This window comes from Kutzneria sp. CA-103260, assembly GCF_018263855.1.
Lineage (GTDB): Bacteria > Actinomycetota > Actinomycetes > Mycobacteriales > Pseudonocardiaceae > Kutzneria.
In genome coordinates, this window is sequence record NZ_CP073318.1 from 10,563,020 (window position 1) to 10,584,458 (window position 21,439).

The following is a 21,439-nucleotide window of genomic DNA, read 5'->3' on the forward strand; positions in this document are numbered from 1 at the left end:
AGAATGGGCGCATGCGCGTTCGTCGAGTCGTCACGACCCGGGCCGGCGGTCGGTCCGCGGCCCCCTACGAGTCGTTCAACCTGGGTGATCACGTCGGCGACGAACCGTCGGCGGTGCGGGCCAACCGGCAGCGCCTGGCCGAGGGCATCGGCCTGACCGCTGACCGCCTGGTGTGGATGGAGCAGGTGCACGGCCGGACCGTCACCACCGTGGACGGGCCGCGGGCCAAGCCGGCGGAGGCCACCGACGGCCTGGTCACCAACCAGCCGGGCCTGGCGCTGGTGGCGCTGGTCGCCGACTGCGTGCCGGTGCTGCTGGCCGACGCCGACAACGGCGTGGTCGCGGCGGTGCACGCGGGTCGGGTGGGGGCCCGGGTCGGCGTGGTGCCGGCGACGGTGGCGGCGATGGTCGAGGCTGGGGCCAAGGCGGACCAGATCGAGGTGCTGCTCGGACCCAGCGTCTGCGGCGAGTGCTACGAGGTGCCGGCCGCCATGCGTGACGACGTGGAGGCGCACCTGCCGGGCAGCGCGACCAAGTCCCGCAAGGGCACGCCGGCCCTGGACCTGCGGGCCGGGCTGTGGAACCAGCTGGCCGGCCTGGGCGTGGCCAAGATCGGCGTGGACCCGCGCTGCACGGTCGAGGACAAGACCCTGTTCAGCCACCGCCGCGACGGCAAGACCGGCCGGCTGGCCGCCGTGACCTGGATCGAGGCATGACCGAGGAGCGCCGGGCCCAGCTCGAGGCCGGCCTGGCCGACGTCCGGGAGCAGATCGCCGACGCGTGTCGGGCCGCCGGCCGCAGTCCCGATGAGGTGAAGCTGCTGGCCGTGACCAAGACCTTCCCGGCCTCGGACGCGATCCTGCTGGCCGGGCTGGGCGTCACCGACTTCGCCGAGAACCGGGACCAGGAGGCCGCCCCGAAGGCCGCCGAGGTGGCCTTGGCGCTGCCCGACACACCCGTCCGGTGGCACATGGTGGGTCGGATGCAGCGCAACAAGGCTCGCTCGATCGTGGGATGGGCCGACGAGGTCCAGTCCGTGGACTCGCCCAGGCTCGCCGCTGCGCTCGCGAAGGCCGCCGCGGGGGCCCGCACCAGGGGGAGCCGCACCGAGCCGCTCAGCGTGCTGATCCAGGCCAGCCTGGACGGGGACCCGGAGCGTGGTGGCGTTCCGTTGTCGGGTCTACTCGAGCTGGCCGACGAGATCGGCCGATCGGGTGAACTGATCTTGCGCGGTGTGATGGGAGTCGCACCATTGTCCATGGATCCACGGGCGGCGTTCGAGCTCTTGTCCAAGGCGGCCGACCGGGTTCGGTCCGATCATCCGACGGCGGTCGAGCTGTCCGCCGGGATGAGCGGAGACCTGGCGGTGGCGATCGGGCAGGGTTCGACGTGCGTGCGTGTCGGAACGGGCCTGTTGGGGTACAGAGGGCTAGCCTCGCCGTAGGCGGCGGGGAACCCGGGCGCGTCGTCGCGCGTCCAGTGTTCGTCGGGGAGTCGCGGAGGAAGGGCTGGGCTGGCATGAGTGCGCTTCAGAAGCTGAAGGCCTACTTCGGGATGGTGCCGGCCGACGACCTGGACGGCTACGACGAGGACGGCCGCTACGTCGCGGACTACCGGGACGACTACGACCGGACCCGCGATGATCGTTCCGCTGCCGAGGGCGACTACGATCGGTACTCGAGCGGTCGGCGACGCACGGGTGGCAGCAGCACGCTGTCGGCCCGCTCGTCCTACCGCGCCGACTACGACGAGGACGGCTACGAGCTGCCCGAGGACCGGCCGCGCGGCCGCCGCAGCTGGGCGACCGAGGCGCCGACCCACGGCGCGCTCGCGGTCGAGCCCAAGCACGAGCCGGTCACGCGCCTGCGGCCGGCCCAGGATCCGGTGGCACACCCCTTGGCCAAGATCATCACCCTGCATCCGCGCAGCTACACCGAGGCGCGGACCATCGGCGAGCACTACCGGGACGGCACGCCGGTGATCATCAACCTGACCGACATGGACAACGCGGACGCCAAGCGGCTGGTCGACTTCGCCGCCGGGCTGGCCTTCGCGCTGCGGGGCAGCATGGACAAGGTCACCAACAAGGTGTTCCTTCTCTCACCGCCCAACACCGACGTGACCGCCGAGGACCGGAGGCGCCTCGCGGAGGGTGGCTTCCTCCCCAAGTCATGAGTGATGGCACAGTGGTGGCGTGCAACCGGTCTTGGTGGTCGTCTACTACGTGCTGTTCTTCTTCTGGCTGCTGCTCTCGGCACGCCTGGTCGTGGAGTACGTCCGGGCGTTCTCCCGGGAGTGGCGGCCGGCGGGAGGGGTTGCGGTCACGCTGGAGACCATCTACACAGTGACAGACCCTCCGGTCCGGTTGGCCCGTCGCGTGATACCGATGGTACGAATCGGGGGCGTCGGGCTGGACCTATCGATTATGGTCGTGTTCCTGGTCGTGTACATACTGATGCAACTGACGCGTACATACTGATGCGGCTGACGCAGCCCAGGTGACGGGGATCCTGGACCTGTACCGGTCGTGACTGCCGTGAGGTGATCTGATGCCGTTGACCCCCGCTGACGTGCACAACGTCGCGTTCAGCAAGCCTCCTATCGGGAAGCGGGGCTACAACGAGGACGAGGTTGACGCCTTCCTCGACCTGGTTGAGGGCGAGCTGGCCCGCCTGATCGAGGAGAACTCCGACCTGCGCGCGCAGGTTGAGCAGCTGGACTCCCAGCTGGAGGCCGCGCGCGCCGACCTGGACGACGCCCGGAGCAAGGTCGGCTCCGGCCCCATGCCCGGCCGCGAGGAACCCCGTCGCCTCGCTTCCGTTCCGCCGCCGTCGGTGATGGAGCAGACCACGCCTGGTGGCGACCACCACGTGCAGGCGGCCAAGGTCCTGGGTCTCGCCCAGGAGATGGCCGACCGGCTCACCGGTGAGGCCAAGGGCGAGGCGGATTCGATGCTGGCCGAGGCCCGCACCAAGTCCGAGCAGCTGCTTTCCGAGGCGCGGGCGAAGGCCGACACCATGGTCAACGAGGCGCGCACCCGCGCCGAGACCATGCTCAACGACGCCCGGACCCGGTCCGAGACCCTGGAGCGCAACGCCCGGGAGAAGGCCGCGGCCCTGGACCGCGACGCGCAGCGCAAGCACGCCGAGGTGATGGGCAACATCACCCAGGAGAAGAACGCGCTGGAGAAGAAGATCGACATGCTCCGCACGATGGAGCGCGAGTACCGGACCCGACTCAAGAGCCTGCTCGAGTCGCAGCTGGCCGAGCTGAACGACCGCACTTCTGCCGCGCCCTCCGAGGGCCGTCAGAGCGGTGGCTACACGTTCGGCGCGCGGGCTGAGGCTGGCTGAGGGTCTGACGACTCTCTGAAGGCAGACCTGCTGTTGGGGTCTGCCGGCGATGGCACGTGTCAACCTGCCGACACCGGCCCGCGTCGTTCCACCGTGAACGGCCGTGCGGTGCCGTAGGGTCGCTGCGTGTCGTCGAACAACGCTGCGTCGTCGAGTGGCCCCGGAAGGTCTTCCGGGCTGCTCTACGTCGTGCTGCTCTGTGTGCTGGGTGCGTTCGCGCTGCTGGTCGTCGCGCTCGTGTCCACCCAGACCTACTGGGCGTGGGGTTCGGTCGCGCTCAGCGTCGTCGGCGCCGTGGTGCTGCTGCTGGACTGGCAGCGCCGGCGTCGCGCACAGGCGCGCCCGGCCGCCGGTGGGACAGCTGCTGCCGCCGAGCCGATCGTCGACGGCGGAGACGACGAATCTGATGCGGACCCCCAGGAAGACGAGGGTGGACCGGGAGAATCGCAGGCTACAGGTGATCTTGACAGCCCTGCCACCGGGGGTGTCCGGATCGGCACGAATCGTGATGATCAGCAGGAACCCGCGGAGGAGGACACCGACGCGGCCGACGCGCTGGTCGTCTCGGAGCTGACCGACGAGGTGCTGGTGCTCGACGAGCGGCCCCGCTACCACCTCGCCGCCTGCGGCTGGCTCGGCGAGCGCCCGGTCATCCCGCTGCCGGTCAACGAGGCCCGGCAACTGGGCTTCACCCCCTGCGCCGTCTGCACCCCTGACGCCACGCTGGCGGCGGCGACCAGAAGCGCCACCGACTGACCCCTCTCGCGCCGCCCCTGTACCCGGCACTTTTGGCCACATGTGGCGCACATTCGACTCCCAGCGCCACATGTGGACCACATGTGGCAACGGGGGCGGGTGGTCGCGAGGTGATTTGTCGGGCCGCGTTACTCTTGACACAGCAGGCGTCGATCCGGCCATCACCGGGGAGTCTCCGGAAGAACAGGCCGCGAGGCCCCAGTAGAACCGGACGGGTGGGCCCGTCACAGCCCGCAAACGAGTGGCCGCCACCTCGCTGGCGGCAATCGGGGTGGTACCGCGGTGCGCCTGGCCAGGTGCGTCGTCCCCGTCACGAACGACGGACGACGGGACCGCGAGGAGCAGCACCGATGGCCTACCCACTCGAATCCTTCACCGACGGCGGCGTGCCGGCGCAGCCGTCGTTCCCCAAGCTGGAGACCGCGGTCCTGGACTACTGGGGTCGGGACCGCACCTTCCAGGCCAGCGTGGACAACCGCCCGGCCGGTGAGAACGGCGCCAACGAGTTCGTCTTCTACGACGGCCCGCCCTTCGCCAACGGCCTGCCGCACTACGGCCACCTGCTGACCGGCTACGCCAAGGACGTCGTCCCGCGCTACCAGGCGATGCGCGGCCACCACGTGGAGCGGCGCTTCGGCTGGGACTGCCACGGCCTGCCGGCCGAGGTCCGGGCCGAGAAGGAGCTGGGCATCTCCTCCAAGGCGGAGATCGAGGCGCTCGGCGTGGACAAGTTCAACGAGGCCTGCCGCACCTCGGTGCTGCGCTACACCTCCGAGTGGCGCGACTACGTGACCCGGCAGGCCCGCTGGGTGGACTTCGACAACGACTACAAGACGCTCGACCTGGACTACATGGAAAGCGTCATGTGGGCCTTCAAGACCCTGTGGGACAAGGGTCTGGTCTACGAGGGCTTCCGCGTCCTCTGGTACTGCTGGCGCTGCGAGACGCCGCTGTCCAACTCCGAGACCCGCATGGACGACACCTACCGCGACCGGCAGGACCCGGCGGTCACGGTCGGCATGCGGCTCGAATCCGGTGAGCTGGCCCTGATCTGGACCACCACGCCGTGGACGCTGCCGTCCAACCTGGCCATCGCCGTGCACCCGGACGTCGACTACGTGACGGTCGAGGCCAACGGCGAGAAGTACGTGCTGGCCGAGGCCCGCGTCCGCGCCTACGCCCGCGAACTGGGCGAGGAGCCGACGGTGCTGGCCCGGTTCAAGGGCACGGACCTGCTGGGCCGCCGCTACACGCCGGTGTTCGACTTCTTCGCCGGCCGCCCGAACGCGCACCAGATCCTGGCCGCCGACTACGTCACCACCGAGGACGGCACCGGCCTGGTGCACATCGCGCCGGCCTTCGGTGAGGAGGACAAGGTCGTCACCGACGCCGCGGACATCGAGCCCGTCGTGCCGGTGGACGCCCGCGGCCGGTTCACCGCCGAAATCCCGCCGTACGCCGAACTCCAGGTGTTCGAGGCCAACAAGCCGATCATCAAGGACCTGCGCGAGCGGGGCGTGCTGCTGCGGCACGAGACCTACGACCACTCCTACCCGCACTGCTGGCGCTGCGACACGCCGCTGATCCAGCGGGCGGTGTCCTCCTGGTTCGTCGCGGTGACCAAGTTCCGGGACCGCATGGTCGAGCTCAACCAGGAGATCAACTGGGTGCCCGACCACGTGCGGGACGGCCAGATGGGCAAGTGGCTGGCCAACGCCCGGGACTGGAACATCTCCCGCAACCGGTTCTGGGGCTCGCCGATCCCGGTGTGGATGTCCGACGACCCGGCCTACCCGCGCACCGACGTCTACGGCTCGCTGGACGAGCTGGCGCGGGACTTCGGCGTGCGGCCGGCGGACCTGCACCGGCCGACCATCGACGAGCTGACCCGGCCCAACCCGGACGACCCGACCGGCAAGTCGACCATGCGCCGGGTGCCCGAGGTGCTGGACTGCTGGTTCGAGTCCGGCTCGATGCCGTTCGCCCAGGTGCACTACCCGTTCGAGAACACCGACTGGTTCGAGCACCACTACCCCGGCGACTTCATCGTCGAGTACAGCGCGCAGACCCGCGGCTGGTTCTACAACATGCACGTGCTGGCCACGGCCCTGTTCGACCGGCCGGCGTTCCGCAACTGCATCGCGCACGGCATCGTGCTCGGCGACGACGGCCAGAAGATGTCCAAGTCGCTGAACAACTACCCGGACGTCAACGAGGTGTTCGAGCGCGACGGCTCGGACGCCATGCGCTGGTTCCTGATGTCCAGCCCGATCCTGCGCGGCGGCAACCTGGTCGTCACCGAGCGGGGCATCCGCGACTCGGTGCGCCAGGCCGTGCTGCCGCTGTGGAACTCGTGGTACTTCCTCGCGCTGTACGCCAACGCGGCCGGCACGCAGGGCACGTGGCGGGTGGACAGCGAGCACGTGCTCGACCGGTACGTGCTGGCCAAGACCCACGACCTGGTGGTCGAGGTGACCGGCGCGCTGGACAACTACGACCTGGCCGGCGCGTGCTTCGCGGTGCGGGACTTCCTGGAGGTCCTGACCAACTGGTATGTGCGGCGCTCCCGGGACCGGTTCTGGGCCGGCGAGCAGGACGCCGTCGACACCCTGCACACCGTGCTGGAGCTGGTGAGCCGGGTGGCGGCCCCGCTGCTGCCGCTGACCACGGAGTCGGTGTGGCGCGGCCTGACCGGCGGTCGGTCGGTGCACCTGGCCGACTTCCCCAAGCCCGACGAGGTGCCGGCCGACGCGGCGCTGGTGTCGGCGATGGACGAGGTGCGGCAGGTCTGCTCGGCGGCGTTGTCCCTGCGCAAGGCCAACAAGCTGCGGGTGCGGCTGCCGCTGGCCAAGCTGGTGGTGGCCACGCCGGACGCCGAGGCGCTGCGGCCGTTCGTCGGCCTGATCGGCGACGAGGTCAACGTGAAGGCGGTCGAGCTGACCACCGACGTGGCGGCCCACGGGCAGTTCCAGCTGACCGTGAACGCCCGAGCCTGCGGGCCGCGGCTGGGCGCGGCCGTGCAGAAGGTGATCAAGGCCGTGAAGGCGGGCGAGTGGACCACCGCCGAGGACGGCTCGGTGTCCGCGGCCGGCATCGACCTGCTGCCCGGTGAGTACGAGCAGCGGCTGGTGGCCACCGACCCGGCCGCGACCGCGGCGCTGCCCGGCGGGGCCGGCTTGGTCGTGCTGGACACGGCCGTCACCGACGAGCTGGCGGCCGAGGGCGTGGCCCGGGACGTGGTCCGCGTGGTGCAGCAGGCCCGGCGCGACGCCGGCCTGGACGTGTCGGACCGGATCACGCTGACCGTGTCGGCGGCCGAGGACGTGGCCGCCGCGGTGCGGGTGCACGAGGCGTTCCTGGCCGCGGAGACCCTGGCCGACGCGGTGGCCTACGGGCCGGTGGACAACGGTGTGAGTGGGGCCGTCGGCGACGGCGGCGAGGTCACCGTGCTGGTGGCCAAGGCCTGAGGTGAGGGTGGCGACCCCGGTCACCCCCATGGCACCGGGGTCGCCACGGCACAGTGCCTCGTTGCCTGGGCCCAGCACGTTTCCCTCACCCTGCTCCATACGCTGCCGTACGGAACAATTCCATACGGTAGCGTATGGAACCGTGGCCGGGAAGCGCCGGACGAAGGATGATTGGGTCGCCGCCGCCCTCGAGATGATCGCCGAGCGCGGCGTGGGGGCGTTGGCCGTGGAGCCGCTCGCGCAGCGGCTGGGGGCGACCAAGGGCAGCGCCTACTGGCATTTCCCCAGTCGCGAGGCGTTGCTGCAGGCCGCGCTGGACCGCTGGACCGGTGACATCGCCACCGGCATGGCAGCGTTCGCGGCGGTCGAGCGGCCGCCGGACGAGCAGCTGTGGCTGATCTTCAGCCGGGTGATCGTGGACCGCCCGGAGAACGACGTCGAGTTCGCCATGATCGCCGCGACCGACGACCCGCAGGTGGCGGCGGCGATGCGGCGGCTGAGCGAGGGCCGGCTGGAACTGCTGGCCTCCCGGCTGGTGTTGATGGGCTTCGACGAGGACACCGCCCGGGTGCGGGCCCTGCAGATGCACACCTTCCTGCTCGGTCATGTGCAGGTCGACCGCCGCGGCGTGACGATCGGCGATCCGGTGGCGTACGCGCGCAGCGCCTTTCGGCTCATGATTGCCCAATGAGGTTCGCTGTACGCGTAAAACCGGGCGCACGCCGGGACTCCGTCGGCGGTGTGTGGGGTGACGGGGCGCTGGTGGTGGCCGTCGCCGCGCCGGCGGTGGAAGGCAAGGCCAACGAGGCTGTGCGCAAGGCTCTGGCCGGCGCATTCGGCATCCGCCGGCAGGATGTGGTGATCGTGTCCGGGGAGCGCAGTCGCGACAAGATCGTGGAACTGCCGGACGCTTTCGAGCGGTTGCGCGAACTTCTAGTGTAGCACTGGGTTCACACTGTCCATTATGGACATCCAAAGTGGTCGATTAGTACATTTCCGTGATCGTCACGCACAATGTTCATGCGGACAGGTGACATCCGGGAGGTGGGATGGCCAATCTATCGACTGCGCTTGGTATTGGCGCGCTGGTGCTGTTGCTCTCCGTGGTCGCTGTCCGTCTCTCCGTTCGTCTCGGCCTGCCCTCACTGCTGCTCTATCTCGGCATCGGCCTGCTGATCGGCGAGGGCGGTTTCGGCATCCGGTTCGACAACGCCGAGCTCACCCAGTCGCTCGGCATCGCGGCGCTGGTCCTCATTCTGGCCGAGGGCGGGCTGACCACGCGGTGGTCGAACGTGAAAAGGTCGCTGGGACTGGGAATCACACTGTCCACTGTGGCCGTGCTGGTCAGCATCGCCGTCACCGGCGAGGCACTGCACCTGCTGCTGGGCCTGGATTGGCGGACCGCCCTGCTGTGGGGCGCGGTGCTGTCCTCGACCGACGCCGCCGCCGTGTTCAGCGTGCTGCGCGGAGTCGGCGTCAGCAAGCGGCTCGTCGGCGCGTTGGAACTGGAATCCGGCCTCAACGACGCGCCCGTGTTCATCGCCGTTGTCCTGCTCGTGGCCGCCGACCCGGTGGGCTGGACCACGCCGCTGCTGGTCGTCTACGAGCTGGGCGCCGGCGCCGCCGTCGGCGCGATCGTCGGCTGGCTCGGCGCCATGGGCCTGCGGCGGGCCGCGCTGCCGGCCACCGGTCTGTATCCGGTGGCCACGGTCGCCATGTGCGTGCTGGCCTACGCCGCCGGCGACATCCTGCACGCCTCGGGCCTGCTCGCCACCTACGTGACCGGCCTGGTGCTGGGCAATTCCCGGCTGCCACACCGATCCGACACCCTGTCCTTCGCCGAGGGCCTGGGCTGGCTGGCCCAGATCGGGCTGTTCGTCTTACTGGGACTGTTCGCCTCGCCCCAACGGCTGCTCAGCGCCCTGGTTCCGGCCCTGGTCGCCGGCGCCGTGCTGCTCCTGCTGGCCCGGCCGCTGTCGGTGTTCCTGTCCGTGACGCCGTTCCGGGTGAAGTGGCGGGAGCAGGTCTTCCTGTCCTGGTCCGGACTTCGCGGCGCGGTGCCCATCGTGCTCGCCCTGATTCCCCTGACCAACGGCGTTCCCGGCGCGCAACACCTGGTCGACGTCGTCTTCGTGCTCGTCGTCGTGCTGACCCTCGTGCAGGGCGGGACGCTGCCCCTGATCGCCCGCTGGCTGGGCCTGGTCAAGGGCTCCACCGACGCCCAGGAGATCGAGGTCGACTCCGCCCCGCTGGACACCCTGGGGGCCGAGCTGATCCAGGTGAAGGTGCAGACCGGGTCCAAGCTGCACGGCGTCTACCTCTCCGAGCTGCGCCTGCCCACCGGCGCGTCGATCAGCCTCATCGTCCGCGACGACGCCGGCTTCACGCCCACGCCCACCACCCGGCTCCAGGAGGAGGACCAGCTGCTGGTGGTCGCCACCGAGACCGCCCGGGACGCTACCGAGCGCCGCATCCGGGCCGTGGACCGCGCCGGCCGCTTCGCCAAGTGGAAGGGCGAGTCGGGCACCGACTGATTCCCGCGAGTCCCGCGCTCAGACAACTGAATGTCGAGTTCGAAACTCGACATTCAGTTGCCCCAGAGCGGGACTCGCGGGGGTTCAGGAGAGGGTGCCGGCGAACAGGGCGCGGTGCACGGCCAGGTAGGCCGGGCAGGGGAAGGTGGGGCGGGGCTGCCACCAGTGGTCGGGGCGGCAGGTGCCGCAGCGGCCGGCGGCGTCGGGGGAGTGCTCGCCGAGCAGGGTGGCCACGGCGTCGACGACGCGCGGGAGCTGGCTGCGGGTGACGCTGCTGACCAGGCTGTCGTCGGGGTCGCGGGCGAGGTCGGCCAGCATCGACAGATGCCGGTTGAGCTCGTCGTCGAGCTCGCGGAACATGACTACCTCCCAGCGGACGGCCACACGTGGTGCGCCGCCGAGTCTGCGCCGGCACGGCCGGAAAAAGACCGGCCCGTCACCCCTCCGGGAACGAAATCACTCGTTAGTGAGCCCTCTCACGATGTGGAAGGACCCTCGACCGGACCGCACACCGTCGGTTACGGTGAATCCCGTTAGGTCATGAGTGCCAGCGTCAAGCCCCGGCTAGCTGGCCGGCAACCCTCCTCCGCGGTGGGGTGCCCCGGGTGAGGACCAGGCCCGTCGCACCAGGCGACCGGGCAAGCGCGGACCCACTCCAGGCGGGTCCCTGACCCGAGGAGCACCCCTGTGACCATCGCGATCCCGCCGGCCCGCAGCGAATCCGCCGACATCCCCACCGTGCCGGCCGTGGTCGGCTCCCGGCTCCAGGTGCCGCTGGTGACCGGCGAGCGCGTGCAGTACGCCAACCTCGACCACGCGGCCAGCGCGCCGTGTCTGGAGCAGGTCCGCGACGCCGTCGACGAACTGCTGCCCTGGTACGCGAGTGTGCACCGTGGCGCGGGTTTCGCCTCGCAGGTGTCCACAAAGGTCTACGAGCAGGCCCGGGACACGTTGCGCCGCTTCGTGGGGGCGCGCTCCACGGACACGGTCGTGTTCACCCGCAACACCACCGACTCGCTCAACCTGCTGGCGAAGTCGTTGCCGCGCCGCACTTCCGTGGTGCTGTTCGACACCGAGCACCACGCGGCGCTGCTGCCGTGGCGCGGCCCGAACGTCCGTCGCGTGCAGACGCCGGAGTCGCCGGCCGCGGCGGTGCCGGCGCTGGAGGCGGCGCTGAAGCTGTGCCCGGAGGGCCCGCGGCTGGTGGTCGTCACCGGCGCGTCCAACGTGACGGGTGAGCTGTGGCCGGTGGCCGAGCTGGCGGCGGTGGCCCGCCGCTTCGGGGCGCGCGTCGTGCTGGACGCCGCGCAGCTGGCGCCGCACCGGCCCGTAGACATCAAGGCCCTGGACGTGGACTACGTGGTGCTGTCCGGCCACAAGCTCTACGCCCCCTACGGCTCCGGCGCGCTCATCGGCCGCGCCGACTGGCTGGCGGCGGCCGAGCCGTACCTGGTCGGCGGCGGCGCCACCAAGAACGTTGTGGACTGGGGCGACCACCTCGGCGTGTCGTGGTCGGCGGTGCCGGAGCGGCACGAGGCCGGCTCCCCCAACGTGGTCGGCGTGCACGCCCTCGCCGCCGCGTGCGACACGATCACCCGCCACGGCTGGGACCGCATCGTGGCCCATGAGCAGGCGCTGCTGATCCGCCTGCGCGAGGGCCTGCGCACCATCCCGGGCCTGCACGAGCTGAGCATCTTCCACGGCAATCAGGACCGGGTCGGCGTCGTCAGCTTCACCATCCACGGCCACGAGGCCGGCCTGATCGCCGCCGCGCTGTCCGCCGAGTACGGCATCGGCGTGCGTGACGGCGCGTTCTGCGCGCACGTGGCCACTCGTCGGCTGCTGGACCGCGTGGACGCCACCGAGCAGCGGGCGCTGCGCGCGAGCCTCGGTCTCGGCAGCACCACCGAGCACGTGGACCGCCTCGTCGGGGCGCTGCGCCGGCTGGTCACCGAGGGACCGAAGTGGACATACGTGCAGGAGGACGGCCGCTGGGTGCCCGCGGACGACAACCGCCCGCTGCCGCCCTTCGTCGCCGCCTGAGGTGCGAGTTTGAGCCGGTCCGGGCCTGAGGGACAATGGGTGGTGTGAGCACCGAGCCCAACACCGAACCGGTCGCGGCGCAGCGGCTGCTGCCCCGCCGGATCGGCCTGCTGGTGACGGCCGCCGTCGTGGCGCTGGCGCTGGACATCGTCACCAAGGCCCTGGTCGTGGCCAACCTGGAGGGCAAGCCGCCGGTCTCGCTGGCCGGCGGCCTGGTCTACCTGGACGTGATCCGCAACCCGTACGCCGCGTTCTCGCTCGGGGTCACCGGCATGACCTGGGTGTTCAGCGTGATCTGCGTCGGCGTGCTGGCCGCGATCATCTGGGTGGCGCCGCGGCTGCGCTCGCGGGGCTGGGCCGTCGGGCTCGGCTTCGTGTTCGGCGGCGCCCTCGGCAACCTGCTGGACCGGATCTTCCGGGCCCCCGGCGCGCTGCAGGGCCACGTCGTCGACTTCATCTCCGTGTTCGGGCCGAACGCCCAGTACTTCCCGGTGTTCAACTTCGCCGACTCGGCGATCTGCGTGGGCGGTGCGCTGATCGTGCTGATGGCGATCCTCGGCCGGGACTACGACGGCCGCTCGACGCGGGAGGCCAAGACCAGTGAGTGACCTGCGCGAGCTGCCCGTGCCCGACGGCCTCGACGGCATGCGCGTGGACGCCGGCCTGTCCAAGCTGCTCGGCCTGTCCCGCACCACCGTCGCCACCCTCGCCGACTCCGGCGACGTGGTCGTCGACGGCCGCGCCGTCGGCAAGTCCGACCGGCTCATCGCCGGGTCGTGGCTGGAGGTGACGCTGCCGGCGCCCGCGCAGCCGGTCACCGTGCAGGCCGTGCCGGTCGAGGGACTGGTCATCCTGCACGAGGACGACGACGTCGTGGTGGTGGACAAGCCGGTCGGCGTGGCCGTGCACCCCAGTCCCGGCTGGACCGGCCCGACCGTGGTCGGCGGCCTGGCCGCCGCCGGCATCCGGATCTCCACCTCGGGCGCGGCCGAGCGGCAGGGCGTCGTGCACCGGCTGGACGCCGGCACCACCGGCGTGATGGTCGTGGCCAAGAGCGAGCACGCCTACACCGTGCTGAAGCGGGCGTTCAAGGAACGCACCGTGGACAAGGTCTACCACGCTCTCGTGCAGGGGCACCCCGATCCGACGCGCGGCACCATCGACGCGCCGATCGACCGACACCCCAAGCACGACTACAAGTGGGCCGTCGTCGCCGGCGGCCGCCCCAGCGTCACGCACTACGAGATGCTGGAGGCGTTCCGGGCCGCGTCGCTGCTGGAGGTGCACCTGGAGACGGGCCGCACCCACCAGATCCGTGTGCACTTCTCCGCGCTGCGCCACCCGTGCGTCGGCGACCTGACCTACGGGGCGGACCCGGTGCTGGCCAAGCGCCTCGACCTGACCCGGCAGTGGCTGCAGGCCAAGACGCTGTCGTTCCACCACCCGGCCGACGGCGAGTGGGTGACGTTCGAGAGCCAGTACCCGGACGACCTGCGCATCGCCCTGGAGCGTATCCGCGCCGAGAGCTGACACCCCCGCGCCGACAGCTGCCCCCGCTTTTTCGCCACATGTGGCGCACATTCGACGTCCAGCGCCACATGTGGACCACATGTGGCGGAAAACGGGGGTGGGAGTCAGGAGGCTAGGCCTCGATCTCCCAGGTGAGGGAGTGCTGGGGGTCGTCGGGGCGCGGGCTCCAGCGCACCGAGGTGAGCTCCGTGGAGTCCGGCAGCACGTAGACGGTGTGCCCGCCGGCGGTCTCGCCCGGCTGCACGCCGATGCGGTGCGGCGGCCGGGAGGACAGCGACACCGGGGCCTTGGAGACGGTCTGGCCGTCGGTGGCCACCAGCAGCAGGTACAGGTCGGGCAGCGAGGAGAACGGCACCGTGCCGCGGTTGGTCAGCTCCGTGTGCACGACCACCGCCCGCTCGCCCTCCTGGAGCCGGTAGCCGGCCGCGGTGAACAGGAAGTCGGCCGGGTCGACGACCTCGACCAGCTGGATGGACAGCTGCTCGCCCTCCAGGCCCACGGTCTGCTGCGTGGAGCCGACGGTGAGCTTGGGCGGCGGCACCGGCTCGGCCTTGACCGTCTGCTGGTCGCCACGGGCCCACGCGGCCGTCTGCGGCGGACCCCACGTGCCGCCGGCGGCCTGAGGTTGGGGCTGCGCCTGGGCTTGCGGGGAAACCGGCGGCGGCTGCACTGGTTGCTGCACCGGGAACGGCACGCTCTGCGGCGGCGCGGCGTACTGGGGCGGCGGAGCGTACTGCGGCTGGGGGTGCTGCTGCTGGTACTGGGGCGGCATCTGCTGCTGCGGCGCGGCGTACTGCGGCTGCTGTTGCTGCTGCGGGTACGCGGGCCACTGCTGCTGCGGCCGGCTCGCGGCGGCCAGCGCGGCCCGGATCCCGTTGGGGTCGCACTCCACGCCGACCAGCAGCGGCATGCCCTGCGCGGACAGCGCGACGAGCCGCGCCGCCGCCTCCCGCGGGTCCATGCCCAGCCGCGCGGCGACGTCGTGCACAGCGGCCCGACCCAGCTCGGCGATCAGCGAGAGCAGGCGGAAATCGACAGGATCCGGCACAGCCACGCCTGGCACGCTACCCGGTCGGCCGGCGCGTCGTCCGTCCCGGTGCGCCCGGACCGCGAAGATCACCTGCCCAGGTGGGGTAACAGCGCCGGAACGTGGACGTAAAGGGCGCTTCCTACCGTCGCAGCCATGACCGTCACCGCTGAGAAGACCGGGCCCAAGCGCCGCTACGCCTGGCTGGCGGCCAACGAGGACAGCGAGGACTACTCGCTGCGCTACGCGGCCAACGCCTTCCGCCGCTGGTCCCCGTTCGCGGTGGCGAGCACCGCGCTGGGCGGCATCGCCTACCTCGCCGACTTCGCCATCGGGGCCAGCATCGTGATGCTGCACGGCTTCTCGTCGGCCGCGCTGGCCATCGGCATCGCGGCGGTGGTGATCTTCCTGACCGGCATCCCGATCGCCACCGCCTGCGCCCGCTACGGCGTGGACATGGACCTGCTGACCCGAGGGGCCGGCTTCGGCTACTTCGGGTCGACCCTGACCTCGCTGATCTACGCCAGCTTCACGGTGATCTTCTTCTCGCTGGAGGGGTCGATCATGGCCCAGGCCTTCCAGCTGGCCTTCGGCTTACCCCTGGCGCTCGGCTACCTGCTGACCACGCTGATCGTGCTGCCGTTCGTGCTGTTCGGCATGCGGGCGCTGGCCAAGATGCAGGTGTGGACCCAGCCGGTGTGGATCGCCGGGCTGGTGCTGCCGTTCGTCGTCGTGCTGGCCACGCATCCCGAGAAGTTCGGCCAGTTCACGTCGTTCGGCGGCGGCCTGTCGCTGACCGGGGTCGGGCTGGGCGCGGGCGTGGCGCTGTCGCTGATCGGGCAGATCGGCGAGCAGGCCGACTACCTGCGGTTCATGCCGGCCAAGACCGAGGCCAACCGGCGGGCCTGGTGGGCGGCCGTGATCGCCGCCGGGCCCGGCTGGGTGGTGCTGGGGGCGCTGAAGCAGCTCGGCGGCGCTTTCCTGGCGTTCTGCGCGTTGGGGGCGATCGGACAGTCCGCCGTCCTGGAGCCGATCGCCCCTTACGTGGAAGCCGTGCGGCCGGCCCTGGGCGCCGTGACCCTGCCGCTGGCGGCGCTGTTCGTGGTCGTCTCCCAGATCAAGATCAACACCACCAACGCCTACTCCGGCTCGCTGTCGTTCGCCAACTTCTTCTCCCGGGTGCTGCACCGGCATCCCGGGCGGGCCTGGTACGTGCTGGTCAACTGCGGCATCGCGTTGGCGTTGATGGAGTTCGGGGCCTTCGCCTTCCTGAACAACATTCTCGGCTTCTACTCCAACGTGGCCATCGCGTGGATCGGGGCCGTCGTCGCCGACCTGGTGATCTGCAAGCCGCTGGGCTGGAGCCCGCCGTACGTCGAGTTCAAGCGGGCCTACCTGTACGCCGTGAACCCGGTCGGCTTCGGCTCGATGGTGCTGGCCTCGGTGGTGTCGGTGGTCGCCTACTTCGGCGCGTTCGGGCCGATCGCCGCCGCCTGGAGCCCGTTCATCGCGCTCGCGCTGGCCATGGTCGCCGTGCCGGTGACGGCCAAGCTGACCGGCGGCCGCTACTACCTCGCGCGGCCGAACCTGGTGTCCGGCCCCGAATCCGGCGCCGCCGACCTCACCGTGACGCACGTCTGCGTGGTGTGCGAGGACCCGTACGAGCTGCCGGACGTCGTCGACTGCGTGCACCACGGCGGGGCGGTGTGTTCCCTGTGCTGCACGCTGGAATCCTCGTGTGGGCAGGTGTGTCAGACCACCGGGCCGGTGCTGGTGCCGCTCAGTTCCCCAGTGCGGCAAGGTTCCGCACCGTGAGCGCCGTGTCGGCGTGACCGGGTCCGAGAATCCGCCGCTTGATGTCGATGGCGCGCTGGTAGTACCGGCGCGCCTCGGCCTCGTCGCCGCGGGCGGCCAGCAGCGTGCCGAGGTCGTTGCACGTGACCGCCACGTCGTAGTGGTCGGCCGGGTAGACCCGCTCGAACACCGCTAACGCTTGCCGGTACAGCACTTCCGCCTCGTCGAAGCGGCGCTGGCCCACCAGCAGCGACGCCAGCGCCGCCCGGTCCGCCGCCACTGCCGGGTGATCCGGGCCGTGCGTCCGCTGCCGCAGCTCCACCGACCTCCGCGCGTGCGGCTCCCCGTCCTCGTGCCGGCCCCGGGAATGCTCGATGCCGCCCAGGTTGTGCCACACCGACGCCGCCGCCGGCTCGTCCGGGCCGATCAGCGCCAGCGCGTCCCGGTAGACCCGCTCCGCGTCGTCGTAGCGGCCCGCGTACTTGTGCACCACGCCCAGGCCGCACAACAGGCTCGCAGTGTCCTCCTCCGCGATTGCCAGCGCCGCCAGGTAGAGCCCTTCCGCTTCCTCCAGGCGTCCCCTGATCCGGGCCATCAGCGCCAGGCTCGCCAGCGCGTGCACCCTCAACCGCCCGTGCGGCGGCAGATCCGTCAGCTCCACCGCCCGGCGGGCGTGGTGCTCCGCCTCGTCGTACCGGGACAGCCGCTCGTGGATCGCGCTCAGCGCCACGTGGATGTTCGCCGCCCGCGCCGACTCCGGCTCCACCTTCGTCAACGCCCGTCGCGCCGGCTCCACCGCCTCCACCGCCCGCCCCTCGTCGAACCGGCTGCGGGCCGTGGCCAGCAACTCAGCGACGCTCACCGGCGACCTGGTTGTGGTTGTGGGGCTCGGACATGGCCCACAGCTCGTCGAGCGAGACCTCGTTGTGGTTGGCCTTCTCGTCCAAGATCCAGAGCAGGTCTTCGTCCATGGCGCGCAGCCTCGCCCGGGGCCGCCCGCGGCGGAAGGGGGCCTGCCCCCAGACGACCCGGGAAAGCCGGCGCCGATTCTGTCACATGGCGTTCGGCTAGGTGACTCTGTGTCACATGGCGGAAGCTCGCCCGGGTGAACTTCCTGACCTGGTTCCGCGCGTTCGCCGGTGTGGCCGAACATGTTTGTGCCAGCAGGGTTTTTCCGACCTCGCCGGGGCGGTCGGCATGGCGTTTTCCGATCGCCGCGCGCGGGGGGCATGATGGGCGGTGCTCGTCGCTGTATGCCAGGGGAGGCCGTCACCTATGTCCGACTCGTTCGTGCACCTGCACGTGCACACCGAGTACTCGATGCTCGACGGGGCCGCCAAGCTCAAGGACATGTTCACCGAGTGCGATCGGTTGGGCATGCCGGCGGCCGCGATCACCGATCACGGCAACATGTACGGGGCCTACGACTTCTTCAGGCAGGCCACCGCCGCCGGGATCAAGCCGATCGTCGGCATCGAGGCGTACATGGCGCCGGGCTCCCGACACGAGAAGAAGCGGGTCACCTGGGGTGAGCCGCACCAGAAGAACGACGACGTGTCGGCCAGCGGCGCCTACACGCACCAGACGATCTGGGCGGCCAGCAAGGAGGGCCTGCACAACCTGATGCGGGCCTCCAGCTACGCCTCGATCGACGGCCAGCTGGGCAAGTGGCCGCGGATGGACCGCGAGCTGATCGCCCAGAACACCAAGGGGCTGATGGCCACCACGGGCTGCCCGTCGGGCGAGGTGCAGACCCGGCTGCGGCTGGGCCAGGAGAAGGAGGCGCTGCAGGCGGCCTCCGACTGGAAGGACATCTACGGCGAGGGCAACTTCTTCGTGGAGCTGATGGACCACGGCATCGAGATCGAGAGCCGGGTCCGTGACGGGCTGGTCAAGGTGGCCCGGCAGCTGAACCTGCCGTTCGTGGTGACCAACGACTCGCACTACACCTACGACACCGACCGGGACGCGCACGGCGTGCTGCTGTGCGTGCAGACCGGCAAGACGCTGCAGGACCCGACCCGCTTCAAGTTCGACGGCACCGGCTACTACCTGAAGTCGCCGGACGAGATGCGCGCGATCGACTCCTCGGACCCCTGGCAGGAGGGCTGCCGCAACACCCTGCTGGTGGCCGAGAAGGTCGACACCACCGGCATGTTCGAGTTCCACAACCTGATGCCGCGGTTCCCGATCCCCGAGGGCATGACCGAGGACGAGTACTTCAAGCAGCAGGTCTGGGCCGGCATGGAGCGGCGCTTCCCGAACGGCGTGGACGAGACCCACCGCAAGCAGGTGGAGTTCGAGATCGGCGTCATCCTGCAGATGGGCTTCCCGGCCTACTTCCTGGTGGTCGCCGACTTCATCATGTGGGCCAAGAACAACGGCATCCGGGTCGGCCCGGGCCGGGGCTCGGCCGCGGGCGCGCTGATCGCCTACGCGATGGGCATCACCGACCTGGACCCGCTGGCCCACGGCCTGATCTTCGAGCGGTTCCTCAACCCGGACCGGGTCAGCCCCCCCGACATCGACATCGACTTCGACGAGCGCCGGCGCGGCGACGTCATCCGGTACGTGACCGAGAAGTGGGGCGAGGACAAGGTCGCCCAGGTGATCACCTTCGGCACCATCAAGGCCAAGGCGGCGATCAAGGACTCGGCCCGCGTGCTCTACGGCCAGCCCGGCTACGCGGTGGCCGACCGGATCTCCAAGGCCTACCCGCCGGCCGTGATGGCCAAGGACATCCCGCTCAACGGCCTGTTCGACCCGCAGCACAAGCGCTACGCCGAGGCCACCGAGATCCGCGCCCTGTACGAGCAGGACCCGCAGGTCAAGGAGATCATCGACACCGGTCGCGGCCTGGAGGGCCTGATCCGCAACGCCGGCGTGCACGCCTGCGCGGTGATCATGTCCGCGGAGACGCTGACCGACCACATCCCGGTGTGGAAGCGGCCGCAGGACGGCTCGATCATCACGCAGTTCGACTACCCGACCTGCGAGACGCTCGGCCTGCTCAAGATGGACTTCCTGGGCCTGCGCAACCTGACCGTCATCGACGACACGATGAAGAACATCAAGCTCAACGGGAAGACGCCGCCCGACCTGGACCAGCTGGCGCTGGACGACAAGAAGACCTACGAGCTGCTGGGCCGGGGCGACACGCTGGGCGTGTTCCAGCTGGACGGCGGCCCCATGCGGGATCTGCTGCGCCTGATGCGCCCGGACAACTTCGAGGACATCTCCGCCGTCGGCGCGCTGTACCGGCCGGGCCCGATGGGCGCCAAGTCGCACACGAACTACGCGCTGCGCAAGAACAAGCAGCAGGAGATCACGCCGATCCACCCGGCGCTGGCCGAGGCGCTGGAGGACATCCTCGGCGGCACCTACGGCCTGATCGTGTACCAGGAGCAGGTCATGGCCATCGCGCAGAAGCTGGCCGGCTACACGCTGGGACAGGCCGACCTGCTGCGCCGCGCGATGGGCAAGAAGAAGAAGGAGATCCTGGACAAGGAGTTCGCCGGCTTCGAGAAGGGCATGCTGGACAACGGCTACCCGGCCGACGCCGTCAAGACCCTGTGGGAGATCCTGGTCCCGTTCGCCGACTACGCCTTCAACAAGGCGCACTCGGCCGCGTACGGCCTGGTGTCGTACTGGACCGCCTACCTCAAGGCCAACTACCCGGCCGAGTACATGGCCGGCCTGCTCACCTCGGTCGGCGACGACAAGGACAAGGCCGCCATCTACCTGGCCGAGTGCCGCAAGATGGGCATCGTCGTGCTGCCGCCGGACGTCAACGACTCGATGCGCGAGTTCGCGCCGGTCGGCGACAGCATCCGGTTCGGCCTGGGCGCCATCCGCAACGTCGGCGCGAACGTGGTCGACTCGATCGTGGCCGCCCGCGGCGCCAAGGGCGCGTTTGTCGACTTCTCCGACTACCTGCGCAAGGTGGACGCCAACGCCTGCAACAAGAAGGTCATCGAATCCCTGATCAAGGCCGGCGCGTTCGACTCGCTCGGCCACCCGCGCAAGGGCCTGCACATGGTGCACATCGAGGCCGTCGACGCGATCATGGACACCAAGAAGGCGGAGGCGGTCGGTCAGTTCGACCTGTTCGGCGGCGGGGACGACGGCGAGGACAACGCCGGCGGCGTCTTCGACGTGAAGGTGCCCGACGAGCAGTGGGACTCCAAGCACCAGCTGACCCTGGAGCGGGAGATGCTGGGCCTGTACGTGTCCGGCCACCCGCTCAACGGCGTGGAGCGGGTGCTGGAGGCCCAGTCGGACACGGCGATCGCCACCATCCTGGAAGGCAACCTGTCCGACGGGGCCCAGGTGACCGTGGGCGGCATCCTGGCGTCGGTGACCCGGCGGATCAACAAGTCCGGCGACTCGTGGGCGTCGGCCCAGCTGGAGGACCTGGCCGGCGGCATCGAGGTGCTGTTCTTCCCGAAGACGTACTCGGTGGTCGGCATGAGCCTGGCCGAGGACGCGATCGTGCTGGTCAAGGCGCGCATCGCCAAGCGGGACGACCGGATCTCGCTGATCGCCAACGACCTGGCCCTGCCGGACCTGGAGATGGCGGCCAGCGGCATGCCGGTGAAGCTGACCATGCACGCGGCCAAGTGCACCCGGCCGCTGGTGGCCCAGCTCAAGGACGTGCTCAAGTCGCACCCCGGCTCCACCGAGGTGCACCTGAACCTGATGAACGGCCGGCGCGGCACCATGCTGCGGCTGGACGACGCGCTGCGGGTGGAGCCGTCACCCTCACTGATGGGCGACCTCAAGGCCCTGTTGGGACCGGGTTGCCTGGGCTGAAGGGCCTGTGACCCCGGGCACATTCATCGATAATGGATGCGCCCGGGGGACCCCGTGGGCAGACTGGATGTAAACGGGGTTAACCTATCATTGGTTAACACCGATTACATGGCACGTGAGGGG

The 21,439-nt window shown here is 70.3% G+C and carries 19 protein-coding genes and 1 riboswitch; of the genes, 15 read left to right on the top strand and 4 right to left on the bottom strand.

What is annotated here, in order from left to right; translation table 11 throughout:
* Positions 1 to 11 precede the first annotated feature (11 nt).
* From pgeF to JJ691_RS47475, 10 genes are all read left to right on the top strand, one after another.
* Positions 12 to 716: a peptidoglycan editing factor PgeF gene (gene pgeF, locus JJ691_RS47430; RefSeq protein WP_211765929.1), complete on the top strand. Its 705-nt coding sequence runs from the start codon at positions 12 to 14 to the stop codon at positions 714 to 716.
* Positions 713 to 1,444: a YggS family pyridoxal phosphate-dependent enzyme gene (locus tag JJ691_RS47435; RefSeq protein ID WP_211765930.1), complete on the top strand. Its 732-nt coding sequence runs from the start codon at positions 713 to 715 to the stop codon at positions 1,442 to 1,444. The genes pgeF and JJ691_RS47435 overlap by 4 nt, the downstream gene beginning before the upstream one ends.
* A 74-nt stretch (positions 1,445 to 1,518) precedes the next feature.
* Positions 1,519 to 2,175: a cell division protein SepF gene (locus JJ691_RS47440; protein ID WP_211765931.1), complete on the top strand. Its 657-nt coding sequence runs from the start codon at positions 1,519 to 1,521 to the stop codon at positions 2,173 to 2,175.
* Positions 2,176 to 2,194: 19 nt separating this feature from the next.
* Complete coding sequence (locus JJ691_RS47445; protein ID WP_211765932.1) at positions 2,195 to 2,479, top strand: YggT family protein; 285 nt, start codon at positions 2,195 to 2,197, stop codon at positions 2,477 to 2,479.
* Positions 2,480 to 2,549: 70 nt separating this feature from the next.
* Positions 2,550 to 3,353: a DivIVA-like cell division protein Wag31 gene (gene wag31, locus JJ691_RS47450; RefSeq protein ID WP_043723091.1), complete on the top strand. Its 804-nt coding sequence runs from the start codon at positions 2,550 to 2,552 to the stop codon at positions 3,351 to 3,353.
* Between the two features lie 126 nt (positions 3,354 to 3,479).
* Positions 3,480 to 4,109 (top strand): hypothetical protein, encoded by a 630-nt coding sequence (locus JJ691_RS47455; RefSeq protein WP_249227489.1) that lies wholly within the window; start codon positions 3,480 to 3,482, stop codon positions 4,107 to 4,109.
* 350 nt (positions 4,110 to 4,459) lie between these two features.
* Positions 4,460 to 7,576 (top strand): isoleucine--tRNA ligase, encoded by a 3,117-nt coding sequence (gene ileS, locus JJ691_RS47460; protein WP_211765933.1) that lies wholly within the window; start codon positions 4,460 to 4,462, stop codon positions 7,574 to 7,576.
* 142 nt (positions 7,577 to 7,718) lie between these two features.
* Complete coding sequence (locus JJ691_RS47465; protein WP_211765934.1) at positions 7,719 to 8,267, top strand: TetR/AcrR family transcriptional regulator; 549 nt, start codon at positions 7,719 to 7,721, stop codon at positions 8,265 to 8,267.
* Positions 8,264 to 8,518: a DUF167 domain-containing protein gene (locus JJ691_RS47470; protein WP_211765935.1), complete on the top strand. Its 255-nt coding sequence runs from the start codon at positions 8,264 to 8,266 to the stop codon at positions 8,516 to 8,518. Before JJ691_RS47465 ends, JJ691_RS47470 begins: the two co-directional genes overlap by 4 nt.
* A gap of 107 nt (positions 8,519 to 8,625) precedes the next feature.
* Positions 8,626 to 10,110 carry a potassium/proton antiporter gene (locus JJ691_RS47475; RefSeq protein ID WP_211765936.1) on the top strand — a complete coding sequence of 495 codons (1,485 nt, stop codon included), beginning with the start codon at positions 8,626 to 8,628 and terminating at the stop codon, positions 10,108 to 10,110.
* Between the two features lie 84 nt (positions 10,111 to 10,194).
* Here the strand turns inward: JJ691_RS47475 and JJ691_RS47480 are convergent, their stop codons facing one another.
* Entirely contained in the window at positions 10,195 to 10,470 is a 276-nt protein-coding gene (locus JJ691_RS47480; RefSeq protein ID WP_211765937.1) for a hypothetical protein, read from the bottom strand.
* Positions 10,471 to 10,646: 176 nt separating this feature from the next.
* Positions 10,647 to 10,761, top strand: a riboswitch (SAM riboswitch).
* A gap of 36 nt (positions 10,762 to 10,797) precedes the next feature.
* On the opposite strand from JJ691_RS47480, the gene JJ691_RS47485 reads away from it, so the two are divergent.
* The 3 genes from JJ691_RS47485 to JJ691_RS47495 are packed head-to-tail and all read left to right on the top strand — an operon-like array spanning position 10,798 to position 13,683.
* Positions 10,798 to 12,153, top strand: a complete 1,356-nt coding sequence (locus JJ691_RS47485; RefSeq protein WP_211765938.1) for an aminotransferase class V-fold PLP-dependent enzyme — start codon at positions 10,798 to 10,800, stop codon at positions 12,151 to 12,153.
* Between the two features lie 35 nt (positions 12,154 to 12,188).
* Positions 12,189 to 12,761 carry a signal peptidase II gene (gene lspA, locus JJ691_RS47490; protein WP_211765939.1) on the top strand — a complete coding sequence of 191 codons (573 nt, stop codon included), beginning with the start codon at positions 12,189 to 12,191 and terminating at the stop codon, positions 12,759 to 12,761.
* 37 nt (positions 12,762 to 12,798) lie between these two features.
* Complete coding sequence (locus JJ691_RS47495) at positions 12,799 to 13,683, top strand: RluA family pseudouridine synthase (RefSeq protein WP_211772179.1); 885 nt, start codon at positions 12,799 to 12,801, stop codon at positions 13,681 to 13,683.
* A gap of 112 nt (positions 13,684 to 13,795) precedes the next feature.
* Here the strand turns inward: JJ691_RS47495 and JJ691_RS47500 are convergent, their stop codons facing one another.
* A complete protein-coding gene (locus JJ691_RS47500; protein WP_211765940.1) occupies positions 13,796 to 14,737 on the bottom strand; it encodes an AsnC family protein in 942 nt (313 codons plus the stop codon).
* Positions 14,738 to 14,866: 129 nt separating this feature from the next.
* Between JJ691_RS47500 and JJ691_RS47505 the strand changes: the two genes are divergently transcribed.
* On the top strand, positions 14,867 to 16,525 hold the full coding sequence (locus tag JJ691_RS47505) for a purine-cytosine permease family protein (RefSeq protein ID WP_211765941.1): 1,659 nt from the start codon (positions 14,867 to 14,869) through the stop codon (positions 16,523 to 16,525).
* Here JJ691_RS47505 and JJ691_RS47510 read toward each other — a convergent pair.
* Together JJ691_RS47510 and JJ691_RS53000 are read right to left on the bottom strand one after the other, a co-directional pair.
* Positions 16,491 to 17,366, bottom strand: coding sequence for a tetratricopeptide repeat protein (locus tag JJ691_RS47510; protein WP_211765942.1), 876 nt, complete (start codon positions 17,364 to 17,366; stop codon positions 16,491 to 16,493). The two genes, JJ691_RS47505 and JJ691_RS47510, sit on opposite strands and share 35 nt — an antisense overlap.
* Complete coding sequence (locus JJ691_RS53000; RefSeq protein WP_256449330.1) at positions 17,353 to 17,475, bottom strand: hypothetical protein; 123 nt, start codon at positions 17,473 to 17,475, stop codon at positions 17,353 to 17,355. Before JJ691_RS53000 ends, JJ691_RS47510 begins: the two co-directional genes overlap by 14 nt.
* Before the next feature lie 304 nt (positions 17,476 to 17,779).
* Between JJ691_RS53000 and dnaE the strand changes: the two genes are divergently transcribed.
* Positions 17,780 to 21,316, top strand: a complete 3,537-nt coding sequence (gene dnaE / locus JJ691_RS47515; protein WP_211765943.1) for a DNA polymerase III subunit alpha — start codon at positions 17,780 to 17,782, stop codon at positions 21,314 to 21,316.
* Positions 21,317 to 21,439: the final 123 nt, after the last annotated feature.